This is a genomic window from Mesorhizobium sp. CNPSo 4671 (assembly GCF_057784245.1).
Genome location: NZ_JBWLUW010000007.1, coordinates 144,534 through 164,572, shown reverse-complemented (window position 1 = coordinate 164,572; position 20,039 = coordinate 144,534). Strand labels below are relative to the sequence as shown.

The 20,039-nt window shown below is 62.9% G+C and carries 23 protein-coding genes; 13 read left to right on the top strand and 10 right to left on the bottom strand.

All coding sequences use genetic code 11. The features are described 5' to 3' along the window. Positions 1-4 precede the first annotated feature (4 nt). The 5 genes from AC04SF_RS20605 to AC04SF_RS20585 form a co-directional block, all read right to left on the bottom strand. The gene (locus AC04SF_RS20605) at positions 5-1,129 is read right to left on the bottom strand and encodes an RNA ligase (RefSeq protein WP_488479298.1); all 1,125 of its coding nucleotides are present in this window, start codon (positions 1,127-1,129) and stop codon (positions 5-7) included. Between the two features lie 239 nt (positions 1,130-1,368). Beyond that, positions 1,369-1,989, bottom strand: a complete 621-nt coding sequence (gene ruvA, locus AC04SF_RS20600) for a Holliday junction branch migration protein RuvA (RefSeq protein WP_488479457.1) — start codon at positions 1,987-1,989, stop codon at positions 1,369-1,371. Between the two features lie 13 nt (positions 1,990-2,002). Next, positions 2,003-2,512, bottom strand: coding sequence for a crossover junction endodeoxyribonuclease RuvC (gene ruvC, locus AC04SF_RS20595; RefSeq protein ID WP_056575418.1), 510 nt, complete (start codon positions 2,510-2,512; stop codon positions 2,003-2,005). Positions 2,513-2,604: 92 nt separating this feature from the next. Then, positions 2,605-3,138 (bottom strand): protease adaptor protein RcdA, encoded by a 534-nt coding sequence (gene rcdA, locus AC04SF_RS20590; RefSeq protein ID WP_096451211.1) that lies wholly within the window; start codon positions 3,136-3,138, stop codon positions 2,605-2,607. Positions 3,139-3,521: 383 nt separating this feature from the next. After that, positions 3,522-3,902, bottom strand: a complete 381-nt coding sequence (locus tag AC04SF_RS20585; RefSeq protein ID WP_202352386.1) for a hypothetical protein — start codon at positions 3,900-3,902, stop codon at positions 3,522-3,524. Positions 3,903-4,229: 327 nt separating this feature from the next. On the opposite strand from AC04SF_RS20585, the gene AC04SF_RS20580 reads away from it, so the two are divergent. Beyond that, entirely contained in the window at positions 4,230-4,781 is a 552-nt protein-coding gene (locus tag AC04SF_RS20580) for a DUF2269 family protein (protein WP_488479297.1), read from the top strand. Between the two features lie 42 nt (positions 4,782-4,823). On the opposite strand, the gene AC04SF_RS20575 is transcribed toward AC04SF_RS20580, so the two are convergent. The 3 genes from AC04SF_RS20575 to AC04SF_RS20565 all read right to left on the bottom strand — a co-directional run bounded on the left by AC04SF_RS20575 (position 4,824) and on the right by AC04SF_RS20565 (position 6,973). Then, positions 4,824-5,594 (bottom strand): sulfite exporter TauE/SafE family protein, encoded by a 771-nt coding sequence (locus AC04SF_RS20575; RefSeq protein ID WP_096451217.1) that lies wholly within the window; start codon positions 5,592-5,594, stop codon positions 4,824-4,826. 114 nt (positions 5,595-5,708) lie between these two features. Next, positions 5,709-6,437: a class I SAM-dependent methyltransferase gene (locus AC04SF_RS20570; RefSeq protein ID WP_488479296.1), complete on the bottom strand. Its 729-nt coding sequence runs from the start codon at positions 6,435-6,437 to the stop codon at positions 5,709-5,711. Positions 6,438-6,520: 83 nt separating this feature from the next. Continuing rightward, positions 6,521-6,973, bottom strand: a complete 453-nt coding sequence (locus AC04SF_RS20565; RefSeq protein WP_202352383.1) for an Lrp/AsnC family transcriptional regulator — start codon at positions 6,971-6,973, stop codon at positions 6,521-6,523. A 132-nt stretch (positions 6,974-7,105) separates the two neighbouring features. Here AC04SF_RS20565 and AC04SF_RS20560 point away from each other — a divergent pair, with 132 nt between their 5' ends. The 4 genes from AC04SF_RS20560 (at position 7,106) to AC04SF_RS20545 (ending at position 10,495) form a co-directional block, all read left to right on the top strand. Further along, the gene (locus tag AC04SF_RS20560) at positions 7,106-7,990 is read left to right on the top strand and encodes a DMT family transporter (protein WP_488479295.1); all 885 of its coding nucleotides are present in this window, start codon (positions 7,106-7,108) and stop codon (positions 7,988-7,990) included. Between the two features lie 132 nt (positions 7,991-8,122). Beyond that, positions 8,123-8,704, top strand: coding sequence for a PH domain-containing protein (locus AC04SF_RS20555; RefSeq protein WP_488479294.1), 582 nt, complete (start codon positions 8,123-8,125; stop codon positions 8,702-8,704). A gap of 101 nt (positions 8,705-8,805) precedes the next feature. Continuing rightward, the gene (locus AC04SF_RS20550) at positions 8,806-9,453 is read left to right on the top strand and encodes a thiamine phosphate synthase (protein WP_488479293.1); all 648 of its coding nucleotides are present in this window, start codon (positions 8,806-8,808) and stop codon (positions 9,451-9,453) included. Positions 9,454-9,499: 46 nt separating this feature from the next. Further along, positions 9,500-10,495 carry a tetratricopeptide repeat protein gene (locus AC04SF_RS20545; protein ID WP_488479292.1) on the top strand — a complete coding sequence of 332 codons (996 nt, stop codon included), beginning with the start codon at positions 9,500-9,502 and terminating at the stop codon, positions 10,493-10,495. Positions 10,496-10,510: 15 nt separating this feature from the next. Here the strand turns inward: AC04SF_RS20545 and AC04SF_RS20540 are convergent, their stop codons facing one another. Continuing rightward, positions 10,511-11,527: a zinc-dependent alcohol dehydrogenase family protein gene (locus AC04SF_RS20540; protein ID WP_488479291.1), complete on the bottom strand. Its 1,017-nt coding sequence runs from the start codon at positions 11,525-11,527 to the stop codon at positions 10,511-10,513. A 108-nt stretch (positions 11,528-11,635) separates the two neighbouring features. Here AC04SF_RS20540 and AC04SF_RS20535 point away from each other — a divergent pair, with 108 nt between their 5' ends. The 7 genes from AC04SF_RS20535 to AC04SF_RS20505 all read left to right on the top strand — a co-directional run bounded on the left by AC04SF_RS20535 (position 11,636) and on the right by AC04SF_RS20505 (position 17,699). After that, positions 11,636-12,487, top strand: a complete 852-nt coding sequence (locus AC04SF_RS20535) for a LysR family transcriptional regulator (RefSeq protein WP_202352377.1) — start codon at positions 11,636-11,638, stop codon at positions 12,485-12,487. Between the two features lie 116 nt (positions 12,488-12,603). After that, positions 12,604-13,170 (top strand): elongation factor P, encoded by a 567-nt coding sequence (gene efp / locus AC04SF_RS20530; RefSeq protein ID WP_019861758.1) that lies wholly within the window; start codon positions 12,604-12,606, stop codon positions 13,168-13,170. A 24-nt stretch (positions 13,171-13,194) separates the two neighbouring features. Continuing rightward, positions 13,195-13,995 (top strand): inositol monophosphatase family protein, encoded by an 801-nt coding sequence (locus tag AC04SF_RS20525; protein WP_096451235.1) that lies wholly within the window; start codon positions 13,195-13,197, stop codon positions 13,993-13,995. Positions 13,996-14,077: 82 nt separating this feature from the next. After that, a complete protein-coding gene (gene trhA, locus AC04SF_RS20520; RefSeq protein WP_202352375.1) occupies positions 14,078-14,764 on the top strand; it encodes a PAQR family membrane homeostasis protein TrhA in 687 nt (228 codons plus the stop codon). A gap of 200 nt (positions 14,765-14,964) precedes the next feature. Next, a complete protein-coding gene (locus AC04SF_RS20515; protein WP_096451239.1) occupies positions 14,965-15,990 on the top strand; it encodes a MotA/TolQ/ExbB proton channel family protein in 1,026 nt (341 codons plus the stop codon). A 1-nt stretch (position 15,991) separates the two neighbouring features. Beyond that, the gene (locus tag AC04SF_RS20510; RefSeq protein ID WP_095201131.1) at positions 15,992-17,023 is read left to right on the top strand and encodes a peptidoglycan -binding protein; all 1,032 of its coding nucleotides are present in this window, start codon (positions 15,992-15,994) and stop codon (positions 17,021-17,023) included. A gap of 247 nt (positions 17,024-17,270) precedes the next feature. Then, complete coding sequence (locus AC04SF_RS20505) at positions 17,271-17,699, top strand: hypothetical protein (RefSeq protein WP_488479290.1); 429 nt, start codon at positions 17,271-17,273, stop codon at positions 17,697-17,699. Positions 17,700-17,789: 90 nt separating this feature from the next. Here the strand turns inward: AC04SF_RS20505 and AC04SF_RS20500 are convergent, their stop codons facing one another. Beyond that, positions 17,790-18,143 (bottom strand): DUF1304 domain-containing protein, encoded by a 354-nt coding sequence (locus AC04SF_RS20500; protein ID WP_096451243.1) that lies wholly within the window; start codon positions 18,141-18,143, stop codon positions 17,790-17,792. Between the two features lie 242 nt (positions 18,144-18,385). Here AC04SF_RS20500 and AC04SF_RS20495 point away from each other — a divergent pair, with 242 nt between their 5' ends. Then, entirely contained in the window at positions 18,386-19,870 is a 1,485-nt protein-coding gene (locus AC04SF_RS20495; protein WP_488479289.1) for a carboxypeptidase M32, read from the top strand. Positions 19,871-20,039: the final 169 nt, after the last annotated feature.

Below are 20,039 nucleotides of genomic sequence, written 5' to 3'. Positions count from 1 at the left end.
CCGGTCAACCGGCCTCCACGGTCACGGCAGGAGACTTCCAAGCCATACCATAGAGATCGCGGATGCTATCAAGCCGCGACTCACTGTAGCTGGCCCACAATAGTTGTTTCCTGAGCACTTCGCTGCCGTCTTTTCCATCGAACATGGCAAATGCGGCTCCCTGGAGCCTGCTATCGATCTCGGAGCGAACAGCTGCGGCGAATTCCTTTCGCTCCCGCCCCGACTGCTCGGCGACGAAGGAAGTGAGGACACCAAGGTGCCTGTTGAGCCCGTTGACCACCACGAGCTGATAAGCTCTGAGTTCCTCGGCAAGGTCGGGCGGCAGGAGGGGGACCACATCGTCCACCGCCCCTTCTGCCACCCATGCCAAGATGTTCTTTTCAAAAGCCAGACCAGACAGCGCCTTATGCCGCAGAGCATAGAACGCGGTCTTGAGCTTCAGTCTGTGGCCATCTTCGAAAGCGATGACGTAGCCTTCGATCCCCTCTTGGCTTCGCGCAATGGTAATAAAGTCCTTCATTGAAGCCACCGACTGAAGCGGCTGGATCAGCGGCACGCCGAATTGGTCGGCCAGCGACTGAAGCTCCTGGTACGTTGAATAACGGCCGGTCCGGTTGTCGCGCGCGGCCAGAAGCGTCAGGGACGGCTGATCATAGGCGATCACGACCCTGTTTTCGGGAGAGGTGAATTCGAAAAGCACCGTCATCCCTGCTTCGACGGCGTATCTCGAAAGCTGGCGAACATTGTCTCCAGCATGCGCGAACGCAGCCATGGACTGCGCCGTGACGCCCATGCGCGTCATGAACACCAGTTCATTGCGAACGATGCACGGATGGACCATCGATCCATCGAGCTTCGACAGAACGAGATGCGGAACTGTCCAGTCGATATCTTCGGGGCGCTGTCTCTCGCCAAGGTTGAAGAACTTGTGAAACGGGCGGGCAATAAGCCGTCCGTCCTTGGCGAACTTCAAGCCACGGCATTCGAGCGTCATTGCACTGCGGAAGGTTTCGTCGCCCACAAATCCATAGTCGATGACATCGTAGTCATCGAAGCGCGTTAAGAAGATGCCGATATTGCCTTGAATATGCGGCAGAACGTCTGTCACGGTTTCGATAATGGGGAACATCGTTCGCTCCAAATAAAAAAGGCCGCTTCTTGGAAGCGGCCCTGACGAATGGATTGCTGTATGAAGCTATCTTCGACAGTGCCGCAGGCACGCGCGACGTTCGGACACGGCCAGGGCCGATCCGGAGTTTATTTTATTGTTGGTCGCTGACAGGCGCACGGCGAATACTCTTGTAAAACCGAGCGCACCAAGAAGACCAAATCATGCCCGAAGTCAATCCGGGTGCTGAATTTCAGGGCTCACCGCGCCAGTTCCTTCAACCCGAAGCGGATCAGCTTCGGGGCATCCGCATCCTCGCCCGCCGTCTTCAGCGCCGCAGCAACCGCATTGGCGGCGGTGTCGCGCGAATAGCCGAGATTGACCAGTGCCGAGACCGCGTCGGTGATCGGTGCGGCTGCCACGCCTTCACCAAGCTCCTGCTTCAGGCCGATGGTGCCGGAGGCAGTACCCGCATAGGCCGGCGCCTTGTTCTTCAATTCGGTAACGATGCGCTCGGCCACCTTTTTGCCGACGCCAGGGGCTCGGCTGACCATGGCGATGTCGCGCAACGCAATCGCATTGGCGAGGTCGGCCGGCGCCAGCGTCGACAGTATGGCCAGCGCCACCTTGGCGCCGACACCCGGCACATTGTTCATCAGCAACCGAAACCACTCGCGCTCAAGCTGCGACTGGAAACCGTATAGCCGGATCATGTCCTCGCGCACATAGGTCTCGATGAACAGCACCACCGCTTCGCCAAGTGAAGGCAGCGCCGCCAGCGTGCGCGCCGAGCAATAGGCGACATAGCCGACGCCATGAATGTCCACGAGACAATGATCCTCGTCGATCTCGTCCAACGTGCCCTTGAGCTTGCCGATCATTTCCAACAGCCTCTCATGACGCAAGCGCCATCCGATAGGCCGCGCTCTGGCGGTGATGAGCGTGGCAAATCGCAATGGCCAGCGCGTCGGCGGCATGTTCGGTGTCGAAGGTCGCCTTGGGCAGCAGCACCTTCACCATCATGTGGATCTGCTTCTTGTCGCCATGGCCGACGCCGATGACAGCCTTCTTCACCGCATTGGGCGCATACTCGGCGACGACCAGGCCGGCCCGCGCCGGCACCAGCATGGCGATGCCGCGCGCCTGGCCGAGTTTCAGCGTCGCCACCGCATCCTTGTTGACGAAGGTCTGTTCGACGGCCGCCTCATGCGGCATTGCCGCATGCAGGACCTCGGCAAGCCCGTCATGCAATTGGCAGAGCCGCGTCGCCAGTGCCGCCTTGTCCTCGGAGCGCACGGTGCCGGACGCGACGAAGCGCAAGGAATTGCCGAGGCTCTCGACGATGCCCCAGCCGGTGCGCCTGAGCCCCGGATCGATACCAATGATGCGAATCGCGTCCCCCATCCGGTTACTTTACCTCCGGGGGACAGCGATGCCAGCGAAATGTGAACAAACCGGAAACGGCATCTATCGAGCCGGAAATATTCCGAAGCCGATTAGTTGCGGGCGAAAGCGGTGTTGAGCAGGCTGATCTGATCGGAAACCGGATTGGGGCGGCGGCCCATCGGCTGCATGTCGACCACCGCGCCGGCGCCGTAGATCTCGTCGTCCATGCGGCGCACCAGCGCCTGCAGGCGAAGCGAGCGGTTGACGAGGTCGAGGAAATCCTCGGGCAGTTCGGCCCAGCCTGCGGCTTCGTCATGCGCGGAAGCGGTATCGAGGCGCACCTTGGATTTTTCCGAAGCGACCTGGTCGCGGGTCATTTCGCCGGAATTGGCCGCACGCTGCAAAAGCAGCCAGGAGGCAACCTGCATCAGCCTGGTCGTCAGCCGCATCGATTCGGCCGCGTAGAGCGTGGCCGCCAGCCGCGACAGCTTCTTGGCCTCGGCGCGGCCCTTGCCGTCGAGATATTCAGCCGCCTGTTCGACCAGCCCCATGCCTTCCTGGTAGAGCGGTTTGAAGGAATGCGAAAAAACCCGACGCTCCGCCAGTTTAACGGTCTTCGCACTGCCCTTCGAAGGCTCGTTCATTGCTACGCCCCTGCACTTGCAACCGGCCGATTCGGTTCTCTGCCGATACACCCGGCACCCTATATAACTGAAGCTTGAAAATGCGCTTCGCCGGGGGTGAAGGCAAGCACATGTTTAACAGAAGGTTAACAGCGGACCGACGCCCGGCGTGCCACCGGAATGCGGACAAAAAAAGAGCCGCGGATAAGGCGGCTCTCAGGAGTTTAACAGGGAGGCGTCAAACAAAGTGGCTCCAACCACTCGGTAAGAATCCAGATCACTGGATGCGCATAGTAAACGCCTGTAAAGCTTAATGAACCTTTAACGGCACCGATGTTTTTTGACTGAACGCCCCATTCCTGTGCCGTAACAGCACAGCCCCAAGAACCCTATCGGCCTTCGATTCAGGCCTTTTTCCAGACCGCGGGCAGGGCGATAAAGGCAAACAGGAGCATGGCCGCGTAGAAGCCCATCGAAGACGCCGCCACCATCGGTTCGATCGCGGCATTGCCGGCAAGCAGGAAGTAGAGGCCGATCAGCAGGCCGATGCCGCTGATGGCCGTCAGCCAGAAATGGACGACGGCCAGCGTCTTTTGTCCGACCGCCGGAAACAGATGATAGAAGAAGGCGAAGACTGCCGACATCAGCCATCCCGCGACCATGGTGTGAGCGTGGGTCGGCATCTGGCCATGATCCTGGCTGATCGCCATGTGGATGCCGAGCGCCATCCCGCACAGTGCATAGATGATCGCCAGTGTGAAGAAATTCCGTGCTACCCCTTGCATGCTTGTCCCCTCGAATTGCCTTTTCCCGTTTTCGGGAATGGGTTGATCGTCAGGCGATTGCTGTCGCCACCGGGCTCCCGGTGTCGGCGCACTAGCATCGGCAGTGTTTCAAGACGATGTCGCGCTCCCCTGACGCATCCGACAATAGCATAATATGAAACCACGCATCGGCTTGTTGTTGGCAACCGCGCTGGTTGAAAGCCGCCGAAACAGAAACTGTTTTTCGCGACATCGTTCCGAAACAGGCGCCACGCTAAACGCCCGCTCCTCTGGCGGCCGGGGCATATCCGCTCCGCCGCAAAACCCGAAATATCCCAGGAGCAACCGATGGACTGGTATTCGATCGTCAAATTTCTCCACATCGTCTCGGCCATTTTGTGGGTCGGCGGCGGCTTCGTGCTGTTCCTGCTCGGCGTGCTTGCCGAGCGCGCCGGCAACATCGCGGACAAGCTTCAGGCGATGCGCGCCAGCGGACAGCTGGGCGGGTGTTTCTTCGCGCCGATGTCGATGCTCACCCTGATCTTCGGCCTGATCATGTGCAGCTTCTGGGTCGGCTTCTCCGACCTGTGGATCATCATCGGCCTGGTCGGCTACGCCACGACCTTCTCGATCGGCATGTTCATCTTCAAGCCGACCGGCGAGCGCATGGGCGCGATGATCGCCAAGGAAGGCGTCACCCCGGCTGTGCTTGCCATCGGCCAGCGCATGATGAGCGCGGCGCGCTTCGACTATGCGGTGATGCTGGTGATCGTCGCCGACATGGTGCTGAAGCCGACCATACATGATGTCGGCATCCTCGCTGGCATGATACTGGTCCTGGTGGTGGGCGCCACGCTGGCCTTCGGTGGAAGCCGCCGGCTCGCGGAAAGCGCCGCCTGACGCTGGCGGCGAACCGCGCGCGGCAGCAAATCCGCCGGCCTGTTACATCAGGCCGGCAAGTCCATCCCACAAAAGCTTCAGCGCCACGACCGCCACGGTCGCGTAGGTGAAGGGATAAAAGATCTCGGGCCGCATCCGCCGCACCAGCCAGGCGCCGGCGATGGTCGACAGCGGCGCCAGCGGCATCAGCACGGCCGATGCCGTCAGATTGGCGGTGTCGAACTGGCCGAGCGCGAAATAGGGGATGAGCTTCAACGCATTGGTCGCGGCAAAGAAGATCGCGGCCGTGCCCGACAGGACCTTGGGGTCTAGCCGGATCGGCAAGGCATAGACCTGGAAGGGCGGGCCGCCGACATGGGCGACGAAGCTGGTGAAGCCGGCAACCGTCCCCCAGATCGCCGCGGCCAGACGGTTGGGCTCGGCGGCATGGTCGGCGCCATGGCGGAACTGCAGATAGAGCCAGCGCAACACGAAGATGATCGCCACGGCGCCGACGATCAGCCGCACCGCCTCTTCGGTTACCAGTGCGGCCGTCAGCCAGCCGAGGCCGATGCCGATGACGGCGCCCGGCATCATGTCGACCAGCATCTTGCGGTCGTAAACGCCCCACCACGTCCACACCGAGACGATGTCCATCAGGCACAGGATCGGTAAGAGGATGGCGGCCGCCTGCACCGGCGGTATGGTCAGCGCCATCAGCGGCACGCCGACGAAACCGACGGCGCCGCCAAACCCGCCCTTGGACAGGCCGACCAGAATGACCGCCGGTATGGCGGCCGCGTAGAACCACGGATCGAGAAGCAGGCCTGACATGGGGAGAAACTGGTCTGGAGGGAAGGCGTCAGTGCCTGAATAACCCAGAATTGCGTTTCGGGCGACTGCAAATCCGGACCGGTTGCCGAACACCCGCCAATGTCCGGCTCGTGCCTATCGCCGCGCCGAGACCAGCAGGAACATCGGCCGCTCGAGTTCTTCCGCCAGTTCCGGCCTGGCCGTGATCTGGGCGTCCGTCGGACAGAATTCCTCGACATGCCCGATGGTGAAACCGGACCGGATCAGCGCGTTCAGCGTGGTGCCGATGGTGCGGTGGTGTTTCACCACGCCCTTGGCCAGCCAGTCGGTCCTGCGCGGACCTTCCACCAGATACCGGTCGACAGGCCATGTCCTGCGGCCTTCGGCATCGACCGCCCAGCTGGGCCTGGTCGGGGCCATGTAGATCGGATGTTCCGTCGAGAAGACGAAATGCCCGCCCGGCGACAAGGCCTGATGCACCGTCCTGAACAGGCGCGCGACGTCCTCGACATAGTGCAGCGCAAGCGAGCTGTAGGCGAGATCGAAGCTGGCTCGCGGCAGGCTGAGCTGGTCAAGGTCGGCTCGCTCATAGATGATGCCTGCGTCCGGGCCGGCCGCCCTCGCCCGGGCCAGCATCTTCTCCGACAGATCCAGCCCCAGGACGTGGCGCGCCCCATGCTCATGCGCCCAGCGGCAGAACCAGCCGAAACCGCAGCCGAGGTCGACGATGCGCAAACCGCCGACTTCAGGCAGCATCGCCCGCAACGCCGGCCATTCGGCGGCACCGTCCAGGCCTTCGATCGACCGGCCAAGCTGGCTGTAGCCCGCGAAGAAATCCGGCTGGTCATAGATATTCTGTGCCATGTCCGTCCTCGTCTCTCAGCCCATCATCTGACGAACTGACATTTGGTGGACTGGCCGCGCATTTCCACCATGGCCATGTGGAGTCAAGACGATGATGAAGTCCCGAGCGGTGGCGGCCGCCGCCGGATCGGTTGCGCCTTGATGATGGCGGTGCTTGTCTCGGCCTTATCGGCAATGCGGTCGAGAATGCCGTCGAGATCGCCGATCGAGCGCACGAACAGCCGCGCGACGAAACAATCATCACCCGTCACCTTGTCGCATTCGGCGAACTCGGCAATCTCCTCGATCAATTTCTGGACGATGTGCAGCTTGCCCGGCAAAGGCTTGATGCGCACGATCGCCTGCAGTGTATAGCCGAGCGCCAGCGGATCAATCTCGACCGTAAACGCCCGGATGACGCCGCGCTCCTCGAGCCGCCGCAGCCGCTCCGAAACGCTCGGCGACGACAGCCCGACCTGGGCAGCCAGCTCCTTCAGCGAGGTCCGTGCATCCCGCACCAGGATTTCGAGGAGACTTCGGTCGAGATCGTCAAGCATTTCAGATTTCTCACAAATTCGCGGAAGATTCCTAATATAATTAGGTCATATCCTCATACAACCTCTCCAATGAGATGGAAGGCGGACAACCCGCATGAGATTATGCGGTGTCAACAGGTTCAGAGGTCTATCATGAACGATACGGTACGTGGCACGGTCGAAATGTCGGCTGCAATGGCGATCCTGGGCACGATCGGATGGTTCGTCATCATGTCCGGCCAGCCGATCATGGATGTGGTGTTCTGGCGCTGCGCGTTCGGCGCGGTGACGCTGCTGATTATCTGCGCTTGCGTCGGATTGCTGCGCAACAGGCTCTCCTTGCGCGTCATCGGTCTCGCCGCGCTTGGTGGTGCGGCCATCGTCATCAACTGGCTGCTCCTGTTCAGCGCCTTCTCACGCGCTTCGATCTCGATCGCCACCGCCGTCTACAACACCCAGCCCTTCATGCTGGTCGGCTTCGGCGCGCTCTTCTTCGCCGAGCGGCTGACGCTGACCAAGCTGACCTGGCTGGCAATAGCCTTCGCCGGCATGGTGCTGATCGTCGAGGCGGCCCCTGACGCCGGCGATGTCGGCACCAACTATTTTGCCGGCATCCTAATGGCACTGGCGGCCGCCTTCTTCTGGGCCGTCGCGGCCATCGTCACCAAGAAGCTCAAGGGCACACCGCCGCATCTGATCGCGCTGATCCAGGTCTGCGTCGGCGTCGTCATGCTGGCGCCCTTCGCCAACCTCGCGCATCTTCCGGCCGATGCATGGAGCTGGGCCATGCTGGCGACGCTCGGCATCGTCCACACCGGGCTGATGTACATATTGATGTACGGCGCCATCCAGAAGCTGCCGACGCATCTGCAGGGATCGCTGTCCTTCATCTATCCGGTCGTCGCCATCCTGGTCGATGTCGTGGCTTTCGGCCATCGGCTGCATCTCAGCCAGATCATCGGCGCCGCTTTGATCCTGACGGCGGCGGCCGGCATGAATCTCGGCTGGTCGCTGTGGAAGTCGAAAGTGCCGGCGTAGCCTCCTCGAATGTGGATGGCTGCGACGATACTTTCGAACCCATGATCTCGCGGCGGATAACGCGTTGCTGATTTGCGCGGCGATCGCCGTCCGTGCGATGTGGATGCGGGCACAAAGCAACGGGGTAAAGGCGTGGCGCTCGGATCTTTTCAGGGACGGCTATTGCCCCGCGAACACATCCTTTGGAGCGGCATTCCCGCGCAGGGCCTGTTCTTCGGCAGCGGGGATATGTTTCTCATTCCGTTCAGCCTGCTCTGGTGCGGTTTTGCAATTTTCTGGACTTATACCGCAGCAAGGCAAGGTGCGCCGCTCTTCTTCGACGCATGGGGCGCAATGTTCATCTGCATCGGGCTCTTCTTCGTGTTTGGTAGATTTGCTGTCGACGCTTGGCTGAGACAGCGCATCTCCTATGCGGTCACCGACAAACGCATTCTCATCATGCGCACCGCGCCTTTCGCCACCTTCACATCGATCGATCTGGAGCGTCTTCCCGACATCCAGCTCACCGGCGAGGGCGAAAAGCGCGGCAGTTTGCGCTTCGGCGCAGCGGCATCGGTCTTCGGAAGTCCGGGCGGCTGGCCTCAGTCGCGCTATCGAAGTTTTGGCAGCTGGTCGCCGGCTCTCGACCCCGTGCCGCAGTTCCTTGGCATCGAGGACCCGTCGAAAGTCTTCGACATCGTCACGAAAGCCCGCAATGGTCTTCGCTCCACCTGATGTCGCCTGACAGCTGACGCCTGTTCAATTCCGGCAGTTTGCTCTATGCCGCAATCCAACCATCTTCGCCCGGCATAGGCGAAACCCGGGATTGAAGAACCATGAACGACGCCACACCCCCAAATCGCTGCCGCATCGTGCTGATCACGCCGCCCGGCGTGCCGGCCGCCCGCATCGCCACCGCATTCGACGGTGGCGACGTCGCTTCGCTGATCCTGCCCGAGAACGGCATGGACGAGGCCTCCTTCCAGGCCCTTGCCGAACAGATCGTGCCGGCGGCGCAGGCCGCGGGGGTGGCGGTCGTCATTGCCGGCGACACTCGCGTCGCGGGGCGTGTCCAGGCCGACGGCATCCATGTCGAGGTCTCCAAGGCCGAGCTTGCCGAGACGATCGAACATTTCCAGGCGAAAATGATGGTTGGCGCCGGCGGTGCCAAGACGCGGGACGATGCGCTCGAGCTTGGCGAGACGCGGCCCGACTACATCTTCTTCGGCCGCTTCGGCTACGACAACAAGCCCGAGCCGCATCCGCGCAACCTGTCGCTGGGACGATGGTGGGCCGACATGATCCAGATCCCCTGCATCGTCATGGCCGGGTCCGATCTGGCTTCCATCGAGGAAGTGGCGGCCACCGGCGCCGAATTCGTCGCGCTGTCGAGCGCAGTCTTCGCCGATGGCGTCGATCCGCAAGCGGCGATTGCCCGAGCCAACGCGCTGCTCGACGAAACCGCGCCACGCTTCGAGGACTGATGTGGTTCCGGTGAGGCTTCCCCTTCAGGCCTTGCTTGCAGCAGCCATGATTCAGGCCGCCGCCGCCGAAACCATCCCCTTGCCGCAGCCCAAGCCTGAAACCGGCGTGCACACCGACAAGCCGATCGAAAACCAGCTGCCGCAGCCCGCCACCACGGCGGAGCCCGCACCGCTGCCCTCGGCCGACAGCATCAATCCAGACCGTTTCGGGGCCAAGCCCGCGGACGCGGCTTATGGCGCCTTCCAGCGCGGGCTCTACAAGACGGCCTACAATCTGGCGCTGGTTCGCGCGCAAAACGGCGATCCGGCGGCGCAGACATTGGTGGCCGAAATCCTGTCGCGCGGGCTCGGCGTGCCGCTGAACGCGGCGGAAGCGGCGAAATGGTACGCTAGCGCTGCGGAACAGGGCGTGCCGGAATCGCAATTCCAGTACGCGCTGATGCTGCTCGACGGCCGCTACGTCAAGAAGGACACGAAAGAGGCCTACGCGCTGATGCAGGCCGCCGCCGAAGCCGGCAACCAGCTGGCGCAGTTCAATTTCGCACAGATGCTGGTCCAGCAGGATCCCGGCGAGGCGGGTCTGGCCAAAGCAGCCGCCTATTATGAGCGCGCTGCCGCGACCGGCCTCGCCGACGCGCAATACGCCATGTCCCAGATCTACGCCAACGGCGTCGGCGGCAAGCCGCGCGACGATGTGCAGGCAAGGCGCTTTTTGGCGCAGGCGGCACGGCAGAACTACGATACCGCGCAGATCGATCTCGCCGCCTGGATGATCGAGGGCCGCGGCGGCGCCCGCGACCTGAAATCGGCGTTCGGCTGGACGAAGCAGGCTGCCGAGGGCGGCAATGTCGCCGCCCAGAACCGCCTGGCAAAGCTCTATATGCAAGGCATCGGCACTGACCCGGACCTGGTGCTCGCCGGCGCCTGGTATATCGTCGCCCGCCGCGCCGGTCTCATCGATCCCGACATGGACGATTTCCTGCAAGGGCTGGGCGACGACCAGACCAAGCAGGCTCTGCAGAAGGCGAACCGCCTGCCTTGATGGCGGCCCGTGCAGTCATTGCATGTGATCGAGGACGACCTTGCCAAATGGCGAGCCATGTTCGAGATGGTGAAAAGCCTCTTCTGCCTCCACCCAGGGAAAGACCCGATCGACCACCGGCCGCAGTCCGTTCACGAGGAGCGCCCGGTTCATCGCCTCGAAGGATTCGCGTGAACCGACCGGTATGCCGCGCGCCGTGACCTGGCGGCGAAAGATGTCGAGCGGATTGATCGACCCGTCGCTGCCGCCGAGATAGCCGATGACGTTGATCTGGGCGCCGCGCGCCGCGGCCTTCAACGATTGCTCGAAGCTTTGTGGTCCGCCGACTTCGATAATGTGGTCGGCCCCGCGTCCGCCGGTCAGCGTCAGCACCGCCGTCGCCCAGTCCGGATCGCTGCGGTAATTGATGCCGTCATGCGCTCCAAGCGCCTTTGCCCGCGTGAGCTTGTCGTCGCTGCTTGACGTGACGATGACACGTGCGCCGGCTGCCGCGGCGAACTGCACCGCAAACAGCGAGACGCCGCCAGTGCCCAGGCTGAGCACCGTCTCGCCCGGCTTCAACTGGCCTTCGGTGAACAGCGCGTGCCAGGCCGTGACCGCGGCACAAGACAATGTCGCCGCTTCGACATCGCTCAGATGTGGCGGCGCGAGCACGGCCGCCTGTTCGTCCAGCCGAGCGAATTCGCTGAGCAGACCATCGATGGGACCGCCGCGTTGATAGGACGGTTCGGCCATGGCAAAGCTGCCGCCGACCCAGCGCTGCCAGAACGTGCCACAGACGCGGTCGCCCACCTTAAAGCGGGTCACTTCGGCGCCAACCGCGACCACTTCGCCGACACCGTCCGAAAGCGGTATCAGCGGCAGCGCAAAGGCGGTGTGGTAACTGCCACGGGCGATCTCGACGTCACGGTAGTTGAGCGCGGTTGCCTTGACCTTGATGATCATCTCCTGGCGGCCTGGTTCCGGCATTGGCCGCTCGACCAATCTGAGATTGTCGATGCCGCCGGGGGCCTGCAATTCGATTGCCTGCATTGTCTTCCCTTTCCTTTTGGAGATCCGTCGAAAGGAAAATCGCTTGCCAGCATCGTGATTTCAAATTCATAATAATCAGAATGATTATGCACTTGGAGCATTTTCGGAATGCTGGAAGAATTGCGCACGCTTGTTCTCTTCGCCGAGGAAGGCTCGATCCAGAAAGTCGCGCAGCGTCTGCCGCTGACGCAGCCTGCCGTCACCCGGCAGATGCAGCGGCTGGAGGATATGCTCGCGACAACGCTTCTCGATCGCCGGCAGAAGCCGCCGCGCCTGACCGCGGCGGGATTGGAGGTGCTGGCGCGGGCAAAGGACATACTGGCTTCGGTCGAGGCTCTGAAAGCGTTCGCCGCCGACGCCGAGCCGCAAGGCGTGCTGCGTGTCGGCCTGGCGCATGGCTTGTCCGATGCAGGCGTTGCCGGCGCCATCGCCGGCGCGGCTGCTGCGTTTCCAAAAATATCGTTGCGGCTCAAGACCGGCTGGAGCGCGGAGCTCATCGACCAGTTCGAACGCGGCCAACTCGATATGGCGATCGTTCTGCGGCCTGCCGATCATCAAGGCTCGGAAGTGCTCGGCACCGAACGTCTCTGCGTCATAGCCCAGGCTGGCGGCACCGAACCCCATGTCACGAACGCTCGCATGCCTTGGGTTCTTAGCCCCGAACCTTGCGACGCGCGTCAGAGCCTCCTCGCCAATTTGGGCGGCGAACGGCATCGGCTTGTTGTGGCGGCGGAAATCCAGGACCCGGCGATGCAGATGGAATGGATACGTCGGGGACACGGCCTTGGCCTCATGCCGTTGCGGCTCGCGGCGCGCGGACTTCCCGACGGCCTCGCGCTTGTCGATGTCGACCTTTCATTGCAGGTCGTGGCACTGCGCTCCCCGCACCTCAACCGGCTGGCGATGGCCGCACAGGCCATAGCGAAGGCCGTCGGCGAAGCCATCAAGATCGAGGCCTGATGCCGGCGAGCCGGCTGGGCTCCGTCCGGCGTCCCTTGCCTCTCCTGGCGATTTGTGGTCTTGGGAGCCCCTAAATCGCTTGTCCCGGCGAAAATCTCATTCCGGATCCCATCATCATGGCCAAGATCAATGGCAACGAAATCCGTCCCGGCTACGTCATCGAGCACGATGGCGGCCTCTGGGTGGCGGTCAGGACCAACACCGTCAAGCCCGGCAAGGGCGGCGCCTACAACCAGGTCGAACTGAAGAACCTTATCAACGGCACCAAGCTCAACGAGCGCTTCCGCTCGGCCGAGACGGTCGAGCAGATCCGCCTCGACCTGAAGGATTTTTCCTTCCTCTACGAGCAGGACGACGCGCTGGTGTTCATGGACACCCAAAGCTACGAGCAGCTCGAACTGAACAAGGATTTCGTCGGCGACCGCGCCGCATTCCTGCAGGACGGCATGATGGTGACGGTTCAGCTCTATGAGGAAAGGCCGATCGGCATCTCGCTGCCCGATTATGTGACCCTGACCATCACCGAGGCCGATCCGGTGGTGAAGGGCCAGACGGCGGCATCCTCCTACAAGCCGGCGGTGCTGGAGAACGGCATCCGCGTACTGGTGCCGCCCTTCATCGGCGCCGGCGAACGCATCATCGTCGACACCAACGAAATCACTTACGTGCGCCGCGCGGACTGACACGCGGGCACAGGAAGACACACTATGGCACGCTCAGCCCTTCTCAACGTCATGGTCCAGGCCGCAATGAAGGCCGGCCGCTCGCTGTCGCGCGACTTCGGCGAGGTCCAGAACCTGCAGGTCTCGCTGAAAGGCCCGGGCGACTATGTCAGCCAGGCCGATCGCAAGGCCGAGGACATCTTGTTTGCCGAATTGTCGAAGGCGCGTCCGGGCTATGGCTTCCTGATGGAAGAGCGCGGCGTGGTGGAAGGCGACGACAGCCAGCACCGCTGGATCGTCGATCCGCTCGACGGCACCACCAATTTCCTGCACGGCATCCCGCTTTTCGCCGTCTCGATCGCGCTGGAGCGCCAGGGCCAGATCGTCGCCGGTGTCATCTACAATCCGGCGATGGACGAGCTCTATACGACCGAGCGCGGCGGCGGCGCCTTCATGAACGACCGCCGGTTGCGCGTCGCCGGCCGCATCAAGCTGGTCGACACGGTAATCGGCTGCGGCATGCCGCATCTGGGACGCGGCCACCACGGCAATTTCCTCGTCGAATTGCGCAACGTCATGGCCGAGGTTTCCGGCATCAGGCGGCTTGGCTCGGCCTCGCTCGATCTCGCCTATGTCGCCGCCGGCCGTATGGACGGCTTCTGGGAAACCGGCCTGTCGGCCTGGGACATCGCCGCCGGCCTGCTCTTGATCCGCGAAGCCGGCGGTTTCGTTTCCGATATGGATGGCGGACAGGACATGCTGGACAACGGCTCGGTCGTCGCCGGCAATGAGGTCATCCAGCGCGCTTTGCTGAAGGCCGTGAAGAAGCCTCTCTCGCCGCGCTGAACAGCCGCAGTCGCAAAACCGCCACCTAAGCTTGAAATACTGTCCGGCGGTTGCCCAGATATGGGGTGACGCAGGACGATCGATGACCAACACACCGCCGCAACTCGACATTCCGTTCATCGGGCGCTGGCACTATTCGCGCGCCGAGTTGATCGCCGACGGAATCGTCCATGCCGTCGGCATCGTGTTGGCGATCGCGGCCGGTTCGGCACTGCTGGCGCTGGCGGCGTTTCGGGTCGGGCCGGGCGAATACATCGCCGCCACGTTCTATGTCGTTTCGCTGCTTACGGTTCTGTCGGTGTCGCTGGCCTACAATCTGTGGCCGGTGTCCTCCCCGGCTAAATGGGTTCTGCGGCGTTTCGATCACGCCGCGATCTATCTCTTGATCGCCGCCACCTATACGCCCTTTCTCGCCCAGCTCGACGCTTCGCCGCTGGCCCGCTGGATGATCGTGCTGGTCTGGATCGCGGCGGCGGCAGGCATCGCCATCAAAGTGTTCTTCCCCGGCCGCTTCGACCGGCTGGCTGTGGTCTTCTACCTCGCCATCGGCTGGAGTGGCATCGTCCTGGTCAAGCCGCTCGTCGAGACGCTGCCGACGACCTCGATCGTGCTCATCGTCGCCGGTGGCATCGTCTATTCCTGCGGCGTCATTTTCTTCGCCTGGAAGGGACTGCGCTTCCACAACGCGCTGTGGCACGGCTTTGTCGTCACCGGCGCCGGCCTGCACCTGGCGGCCATGGTCGACTGCCTGGTCATCAACCGGCTCTGACTTGGGTTTCGATCGCCGATCGCACGAGCGGCACAGGGGCCCCACGGCAATATTGCCAAGCGCCATTCAATTTGGTCACAATTCCGTTTAGAGTCGCCAACTACGTGATCGGCGGCGCTGGAGCAATTCCAGGGAAAGTGTGAGCGGTTTCCCGTTCGGAATTGCGTAAAGGCAAATAGAGCATCGGAAACGGGGCACGGATGGCTTTTCTCAGATCCTTCGGCATGGGCAGACGCTCCGACGTTCTGATCTACGATCCGCATAAACTGTCGAGTCCGCAGGTCTTCCTGCTGACCATGGTCATCTTCCTGGCCATCGTCGCCTTTATTGCCGCCATCCTGACCCGCCAGATCTCGACGGCTTTCGTCACCAATCCCGGGCTCAACGGCCTGATCATCGGCGTGCTCGTGGTCGGCATCCTGCTCGCCTTCGCCCAGGTCGGGCGGCTGTTTCGCGAGGTGCGCTGGGTCAACTCCTTCCGCGCCGGCTCGGAGACGACAGAACCGGTGCTGCTGGCGCCGATGAAAGCCATGATCGGCCGCTCCTCGACCATGGCCTTCTCGACCTCCTCGATGCGCACCATGCTCGATTCCATCGCCACGCGCCTCGACGAGAGCCGCGACACCTCGCGCTACCTGGTCGGCCTCCTGGTGTTCCTCGGCCTGCTCGGCACCTTCTGGGGCCTGCTCAACACGATCGGCTCGATCCGCGAGACCATCGAATCGCTCGACCCCGGCACGGGTGATGCCGCGGCGGTGCTCGATTCGCTGAAGCAGGGGCTGTCGGCACCGCTGGCCGGCATGGGCACGGCCTTCTCCTCCTCGCTGTTCGGCCTGTCGGGCTCGCTCGTCCTCGGCTTCCTCGACCTGCAGGCGGGCCGCGCCCAGACGCGCTTCTACACCGAGCTTGAGAACTGGCTGTCCTCGGTCACTGATCTCTCCTCCGACATCGTCGTCTCCGATCCGGCCAAGACCGAATCCTCCGACGAGATTCGTGTGCTGTCGGAGCGGCTGCGCAGCATGCAGGAGAATGGCGGCGGCTCCAATCCGCGCGTCGCCACCGCCATGGCCAATCTCGCCGACGGCATTTCCGGCCTGGTCAAGAACATGCGCTCCGAGCAGCAGATCATGCGCGACTGGGTCGAGGCCCAGTCCGATGAGCAGAAGGCGATGCGCAACACGCTGGAAAAGATCGCCGACGCCCTGAAGAAGCCCGGGGTGCACTGACATGGCGCTTGCCAGGGGCCGGCGCACCGATCGCCGCATCGACTACTGGCCGGGCTTTGTCGACGCGCTGTCGACGCTGCTGCTCGCCATCATGTTCCTGCTCACCGTCTTCGTTCTGGCGCAGTTTCTGCTCGGCCGTGAAATCTCCGGCAAGGACACCGTTCTCAACCGGCTCAACTCGCAAATCAACGAACTGACCCAGCTGCTGGCACTGGAGCGCTCGACGGCACAGGACAAGGACGATTCGCTCGCCAATCTGCAGGCGTCGCTATCGGCGGCCGAGGCCGAGAAGAGCCGGCTCGAACAGTTGCTGGCGCAAGGTGCCGGCGCCGGCGATGCCGCCAACCAGCGGGCCGCGGTGTTGGGCGGCGAACTCGACAACCAGCGCCAGATCAGCCAGCAGGCGCTGAGCCAGGTCGAGATTCTCAACCAGCAGATCGCGGCACTGCGCAAGCAGATCGGCGCGCTCGAGGATGCGCTCAACGTGTCCGAGACCCGCGACCGCGATTCCAACACCAAAATCGCCGATCTCGGCCGCCGCCTGAACGTCGCCCTGGCGCAGCGCGTGCAGGAATTGAACCGCTACCGCTCCGACTTCTTCGGGCGCCTGCGCGAGATCCTCGCCGACCGCGAGAACATCCGCATCGTCGGCGACCGCTTCGTCTTCCAGTCGGAAGTGCTGTTCCCGACCGGCTCCGAGGTGATCAACGATGCCGGCAAGGTCGAAATGAAGAAGCTCGCCGACGCCATCATCGAACTGCAGAAGGAAATCCCGCCAGAGATCAACTGGGTGCTGCGCGTCGACGGCCACACCGACAACAAGCCGCTCTCCGGCACCGGCCGCTATCGCGACAATTGGGAGCTGTCGACGGCGCGTTCGACCTCGGTGGTCAAGTTCCTGATCGAGAACGGCGTGCCGGCCAACCGGCTGGTCGCCGCCGGCTTCGGCGAGTTCCAGCCGCTCGATCCCGCCGACACCGACGAGGCGCGCAACAAGAACCGCCGCATTGAACTGAAGCTCACCGAACGTTGATTTCTCATCACGCGAACTCACGCGAATTTGTTCGCCGGCTCAACTCTAGGGCGCAGGCCGGAGCGGGCAAGGCCTGAAAAGATTATCTTTTTTTAATTACACTTCACGCCGAAGCGCTCCTAGCTTGCTGCGCAGGGCCGAGAACCGCCGGCGATGCCTCCCATCGCGACGCGACGGAACTGGACGACCCACGGCAGGAAGGCAGACGTAAGAACCGCTGCCTTTCTCTTCAGGAGGAGACGCGACGATGCGCTCTTTTAACCCCACGCTCAGAACTGCAGCACTGACCGCATTCTTCATCGCCATTCCGCTCGCCGGCGCCTATGCCGCGGGCCATCACAAGGGCGTTCTCGATGCCACCAACCCGACCGATTTGACGGGTCCGCGTGTCGAAGCCCTCATTGAACAGGCTCAAGGCGTCCGCCAGGGCATCGTCGACGCACGGCAGGCCAACAGCATCACCCCGGCCGTGGCGGCACACCTGGAACTGCGCACCGACCAGATCCGCCAGGCGGCCGAGAAGATTGCCGCGTCGGATCACGGCAGGATACCGGCCGCGCAGTATCATGACCTGCTGAGCCATCTCGACCGTGTCGACCAGCGCTTGATGATCTATACTGGCAGCGGTTTCCAGATGGGCGACGGCTCCGACGGCGGAAACTATCCGAACGGCTGAAGCCTCTAAGGGCCCAAGAGGAAGGGACCATCTGACGCCTTCGAGACCCCAATCCCGCGGGCGTCCTTTTTCCTCGCCTGTCCCGCTTGCCTACCAACCAAGCCAGACCGCGATCAGGGCGACCACCGCCGGCACGGTCTGGATGAACAGGATTTTGCGGCCGACCGTTGCCGCGCCGTAGAGGCCGGCAATCGCCACGCACAACAGGAAGAAAACTTTGACCTGAAAACCGGCGGCGCCGAGATAAAGCCCCCAGATCAGGCCGGCGGCGAGAAATCCGTTATAGAGGCCCTGATTGGCGGCCAGCACCTTCGAGGCATTGGCGAATTCCGGCGTCAGGCGGAATGTCTTGTGCCCGCGCGGCGTGTCCCACAGCACCATCTCGAGATAGACGATGTAGACATGGATCAAGGCCACCAGCCCGACCAGGATGTTGCCGATCATTTGCTCCCCCTTCATGCGTTGCCGCAGCATTTCATGTGTGGCATCGCCTGCGCAAGGTGCATCTGCCGGGCGGTATCCAGAGCAATTCCAGGAAAAGTCTGAAGCGGTTTCCCTTGGGAATTTGCGTCAAAACAAAGAGTCAGAGCAGGTTGCCGTTTCCGTGAAACGGTGAACTGCTCTGAGGGTTGCCAACGCTTTTGCGTTGGTGTCTTTTCGCGCCGTCCTCAATCACGGAAGCCGCCATGTCCTTTCAGAAACTCGACGACCTCGGCCACAAGCTCGAAGCGCTTGAGCACGCGCTGGCCATTCTCGGCGCCGATGAGGCGACGCACATGGCCGTCGGCGGCGGCGAGAAGCGTGCCGAGGCGATGGCGGCACTGGCCGGCATGTACCACACCAGGGCAACCGCACCGGAAATCGCCGACTGGATCACCGCCGCCGAAGGCGAGGAGCTCGACGACGAGCAACGCGCGGCTCTCGGCGAACTGCGGCGGCAATACACCAACCTGACCTGCCTGCCGGTCGAGTTCGTCGAACGCCAGACGACGGCGCGCATGCGCTGCGAGCAGCTGTGGCGCGACCTGCGCGCCAAGAACGATTGGGCAGGCTTCCAGCCGGCGCTCGAGGGCGTGGTGGCGCTGGTGCGCGAAGAGGCAGCTCTGCGCTCCGCCGTGCTCGGCCTCGCCCCCTACGATGCGCTGATGGAGCAATTCGACCCCGGCAACCGTACGGCGGACATCACCCCCGTCTTCGCGGAGCTGAAAGCCTTCCTCAAGGGATTCGTGCCGGAGGCGCTGGCGATCCAGGAAGCGCGGCTGCGCAAGCATCCGCTGAAGCCGCTTTCGGGCACCTATGCGATCGACAAGCAGCGCGAACTTGGCCTTGCCATGATGGCGGCGGCCGGTTTCGACCTGACGCACGGCTCACTGTCGGTGTCGCACCATCCCTTCTGCGGCGGCGTGCCCAGCGACGTGCGCATCACCACCCGCTACAAGACATCGGATTTCCTGTCGGCGCTGATGGGCGTGCTGCACGAGACCGGCCACGCGCTCTACGAGCAGAACCTGCCGAAGGCCTGGTCGCACTGGCCGCTCGGCAAGGCGCGCGGCATGGCCGTCCATGAAAGCCAGAGCCTGTTCGTCGAAAAGCAGGTCGGCCGCAATCCCGCCTTCTGGCGCTGGGCGCTGCCGGTGCTGGAAAGGCATCTTGGCGAGGCCTGGTCGCTCGACGACCTCCTGCCGCATGTGCATCGCGTCGAGCGCGGCCTGATCCGCGTCGACGCCGACGAGGTGACCTATCCCCTGCATGTCATCCTGCGCTACGAGTTGGAGCAGGAGCTGGTCGCGGGCAGGCTGGAGGTGGCTGATCTTCCCGAAGCCTGGGACGCCAAGATGCGCGACTATCTCGGCCTCTCCACATTGGACAACCCGGCCGACGGGCCGATGCAGGACGTGCATTGGCCGGGCGCCGCCTTCGGCTACTTCCCATCGTATACGCTGGGCGCGATGATGGCAGCGCAGCAATGGGCCGCTCTGACGCGCGAGCATCCCTCCGCCGACGACGATCTGGCGAAAGGGAATTTCACCGCCATCAACGACTGGCGCCGCAAGAAGATATGGTCGCAGGGATCGCGCTGGTCGACGCCGGAATTGCTCGAACGCGCCACCGGCGAAAAGCTCAACGCCGTGTATTTCGTCAATCACCTGAAGCAGCGCTACGGCGGATGAGATCGGCCATCGTGCCATCCCGATTTCGGTGACAAGCGGCAACAGCCGGCGAACAACAAGGCGATGAGGCGCCATCGCCTGGTGGCGATCTTGCAGGATCGCCTCTACTTTTCTATCACTGGTGGCATTAGACGGCACATTGCAAGACGTGCGGATCATGAGGGCGGGT

Coding starts and splice junctions, on each gene's coding strand:
- trhA (WP_202352375.1), top strand. CDS start 14,078: ATGACCAACACACCGCCGCAACTCGACATTCCGTTCATCGGGCGCTGG.
- AC04SF_RS20495 (WP_488479289.1), top strand. CDS start 18,386: ATGTCCTTTCAGAAACTCGACGACCTCGGCCACAAGCTCGAAGCGCTT.
- AC04SF_RS20545 (WP_488479292.1), top strand. CDS start 9,500: ATGATTCAGGCCGCCGCCGCCGAAACCATCCCCTTGCCGCAGCCCAAG.
- ruvA (WP_488479457.1), bottom strand. CDS start 1,989: ATGATCGGCAAGCTCAAGGGCACGTTGGACGAGATCGACGAGGATCAT.
- AC04SF_RS20500 (WP_096451243.1), bottom strand. CDS start 18,143: ATGATCGGCAACATCCTGGTCGGGCTGGTGGCCTTGATCCATGTCTAC.
- AC04SF_RS20605 (WP_488479298.1), bottom strand. CDS start 1,129: ATGTTCCCCATTATCGAAACCGTGACAGACGTTCTGCCGCATATTCAA.
- AC04SF_RS20505 (WP_488479290.1), top strand. CDS start 17,271: ATGCGCTCTTTTAACCCCACGCTCAGAACTGCAGCACTGACCGCATTC.
- AC04SF_RS20575 (WP_096451217.1), bottom strand. CDS start 5,594: ATGTCAGGCCTGCTTCTCGATCCGTGGTTCTACGCGGCCGCCATACCG.
- AC04SF_RS20560 (WP_488479295.1), top strand. CDS start 7,106: ATGAACGATACGGTACGTGGCACGGTCGAAATGTCGGCTGCAATGGCG.
- AC04SF_RS20510 (WP_095201131.1), top strand. CDS start 15,992: ATGGCGCTTGCCAGGGGCCGGCGCACCGATCGCCGCATCGACTACTGG.
- ruvC (WP_056575418.1), bottom strand. CDS start 2,512: ATGGGGGACGCGATTCGCATCATTGGTATCGATCCGGGGCTCAGGCGC.
- AC04SF_RS20565 (WP_202352383.1), bottom strand. CDS start 6,973: ATGCTTGACGATCTCGACCGAAGTCTCCTCGAAATCCTGGTGCGGGAT.
- AC04SF_RS20570 (WP_488479296.1), bottom strand. CDS start 6,437: ATGGCACAGAATATCTATGACCAGCCGGATTTCTTCGCGGGCTACAGC.
- AC04SF_RS20540 (WP_488479291.1), bottom strand. CDS start 11,527: ATGCAGGCAATCGAATTGCAGGCCCCCGGCGGCATCGACAATCTCAGA.
- AC04SF_RS20525 (WP_096451235.1), top strand. CDS start 13,195: ATGGCACGCTCAGCCCTTCTCAACGTCATGGTCCAGGCCGCAATGAAG.
- AC04SF_RS20580 (WP_488479297.1), top strand. CDS start 4,230: ATGGACTGGTATTCGATCGTCAAATTTCTCCACATCGTCTCGGCCATT.
- AC04SF_RS20550 (WP_488479293.1), top strand. CDS start 8,806: ATGAACGACGCCACACCCCCAAATCGCTGCCGCATCGTGCTGATCACG.
- AC04SF_RS20535 (WP_202352377.1), top strand. CDS start 11,636: ATGCTGGAAGAATTGCGCACGCTTGTTCTCTTCGCCGAGGAAGGCTCG.
- efp (WP_019861758.1), top strand. CDS start 12,604: ATGGCCAAGATCAATGGCAACGAAATCCGTCCCGGCTACGTCATCGAG.
- AC04SF_RS20585 (WP_202352386.1), bottom strand. CDS start 3,902: ATGCAAGGGGTAGCACGGAATTTCTTCACACTGGCGATCATCTATGCA.
- rcdA (WP_096451211.1), bottom strand. CDS start 3,138: ATGAACGAGCCTTCGAAGGGCAGTGCGAAGACCGTTAAACTGGCGGAG.
- AC04SF_RS20515 (WP_096451239.1), top strand. CDS start 14,965: ATGGCTTTTCTCAGATCCTTCGGCATGGGCAGACGCTCCGACGTTCTG.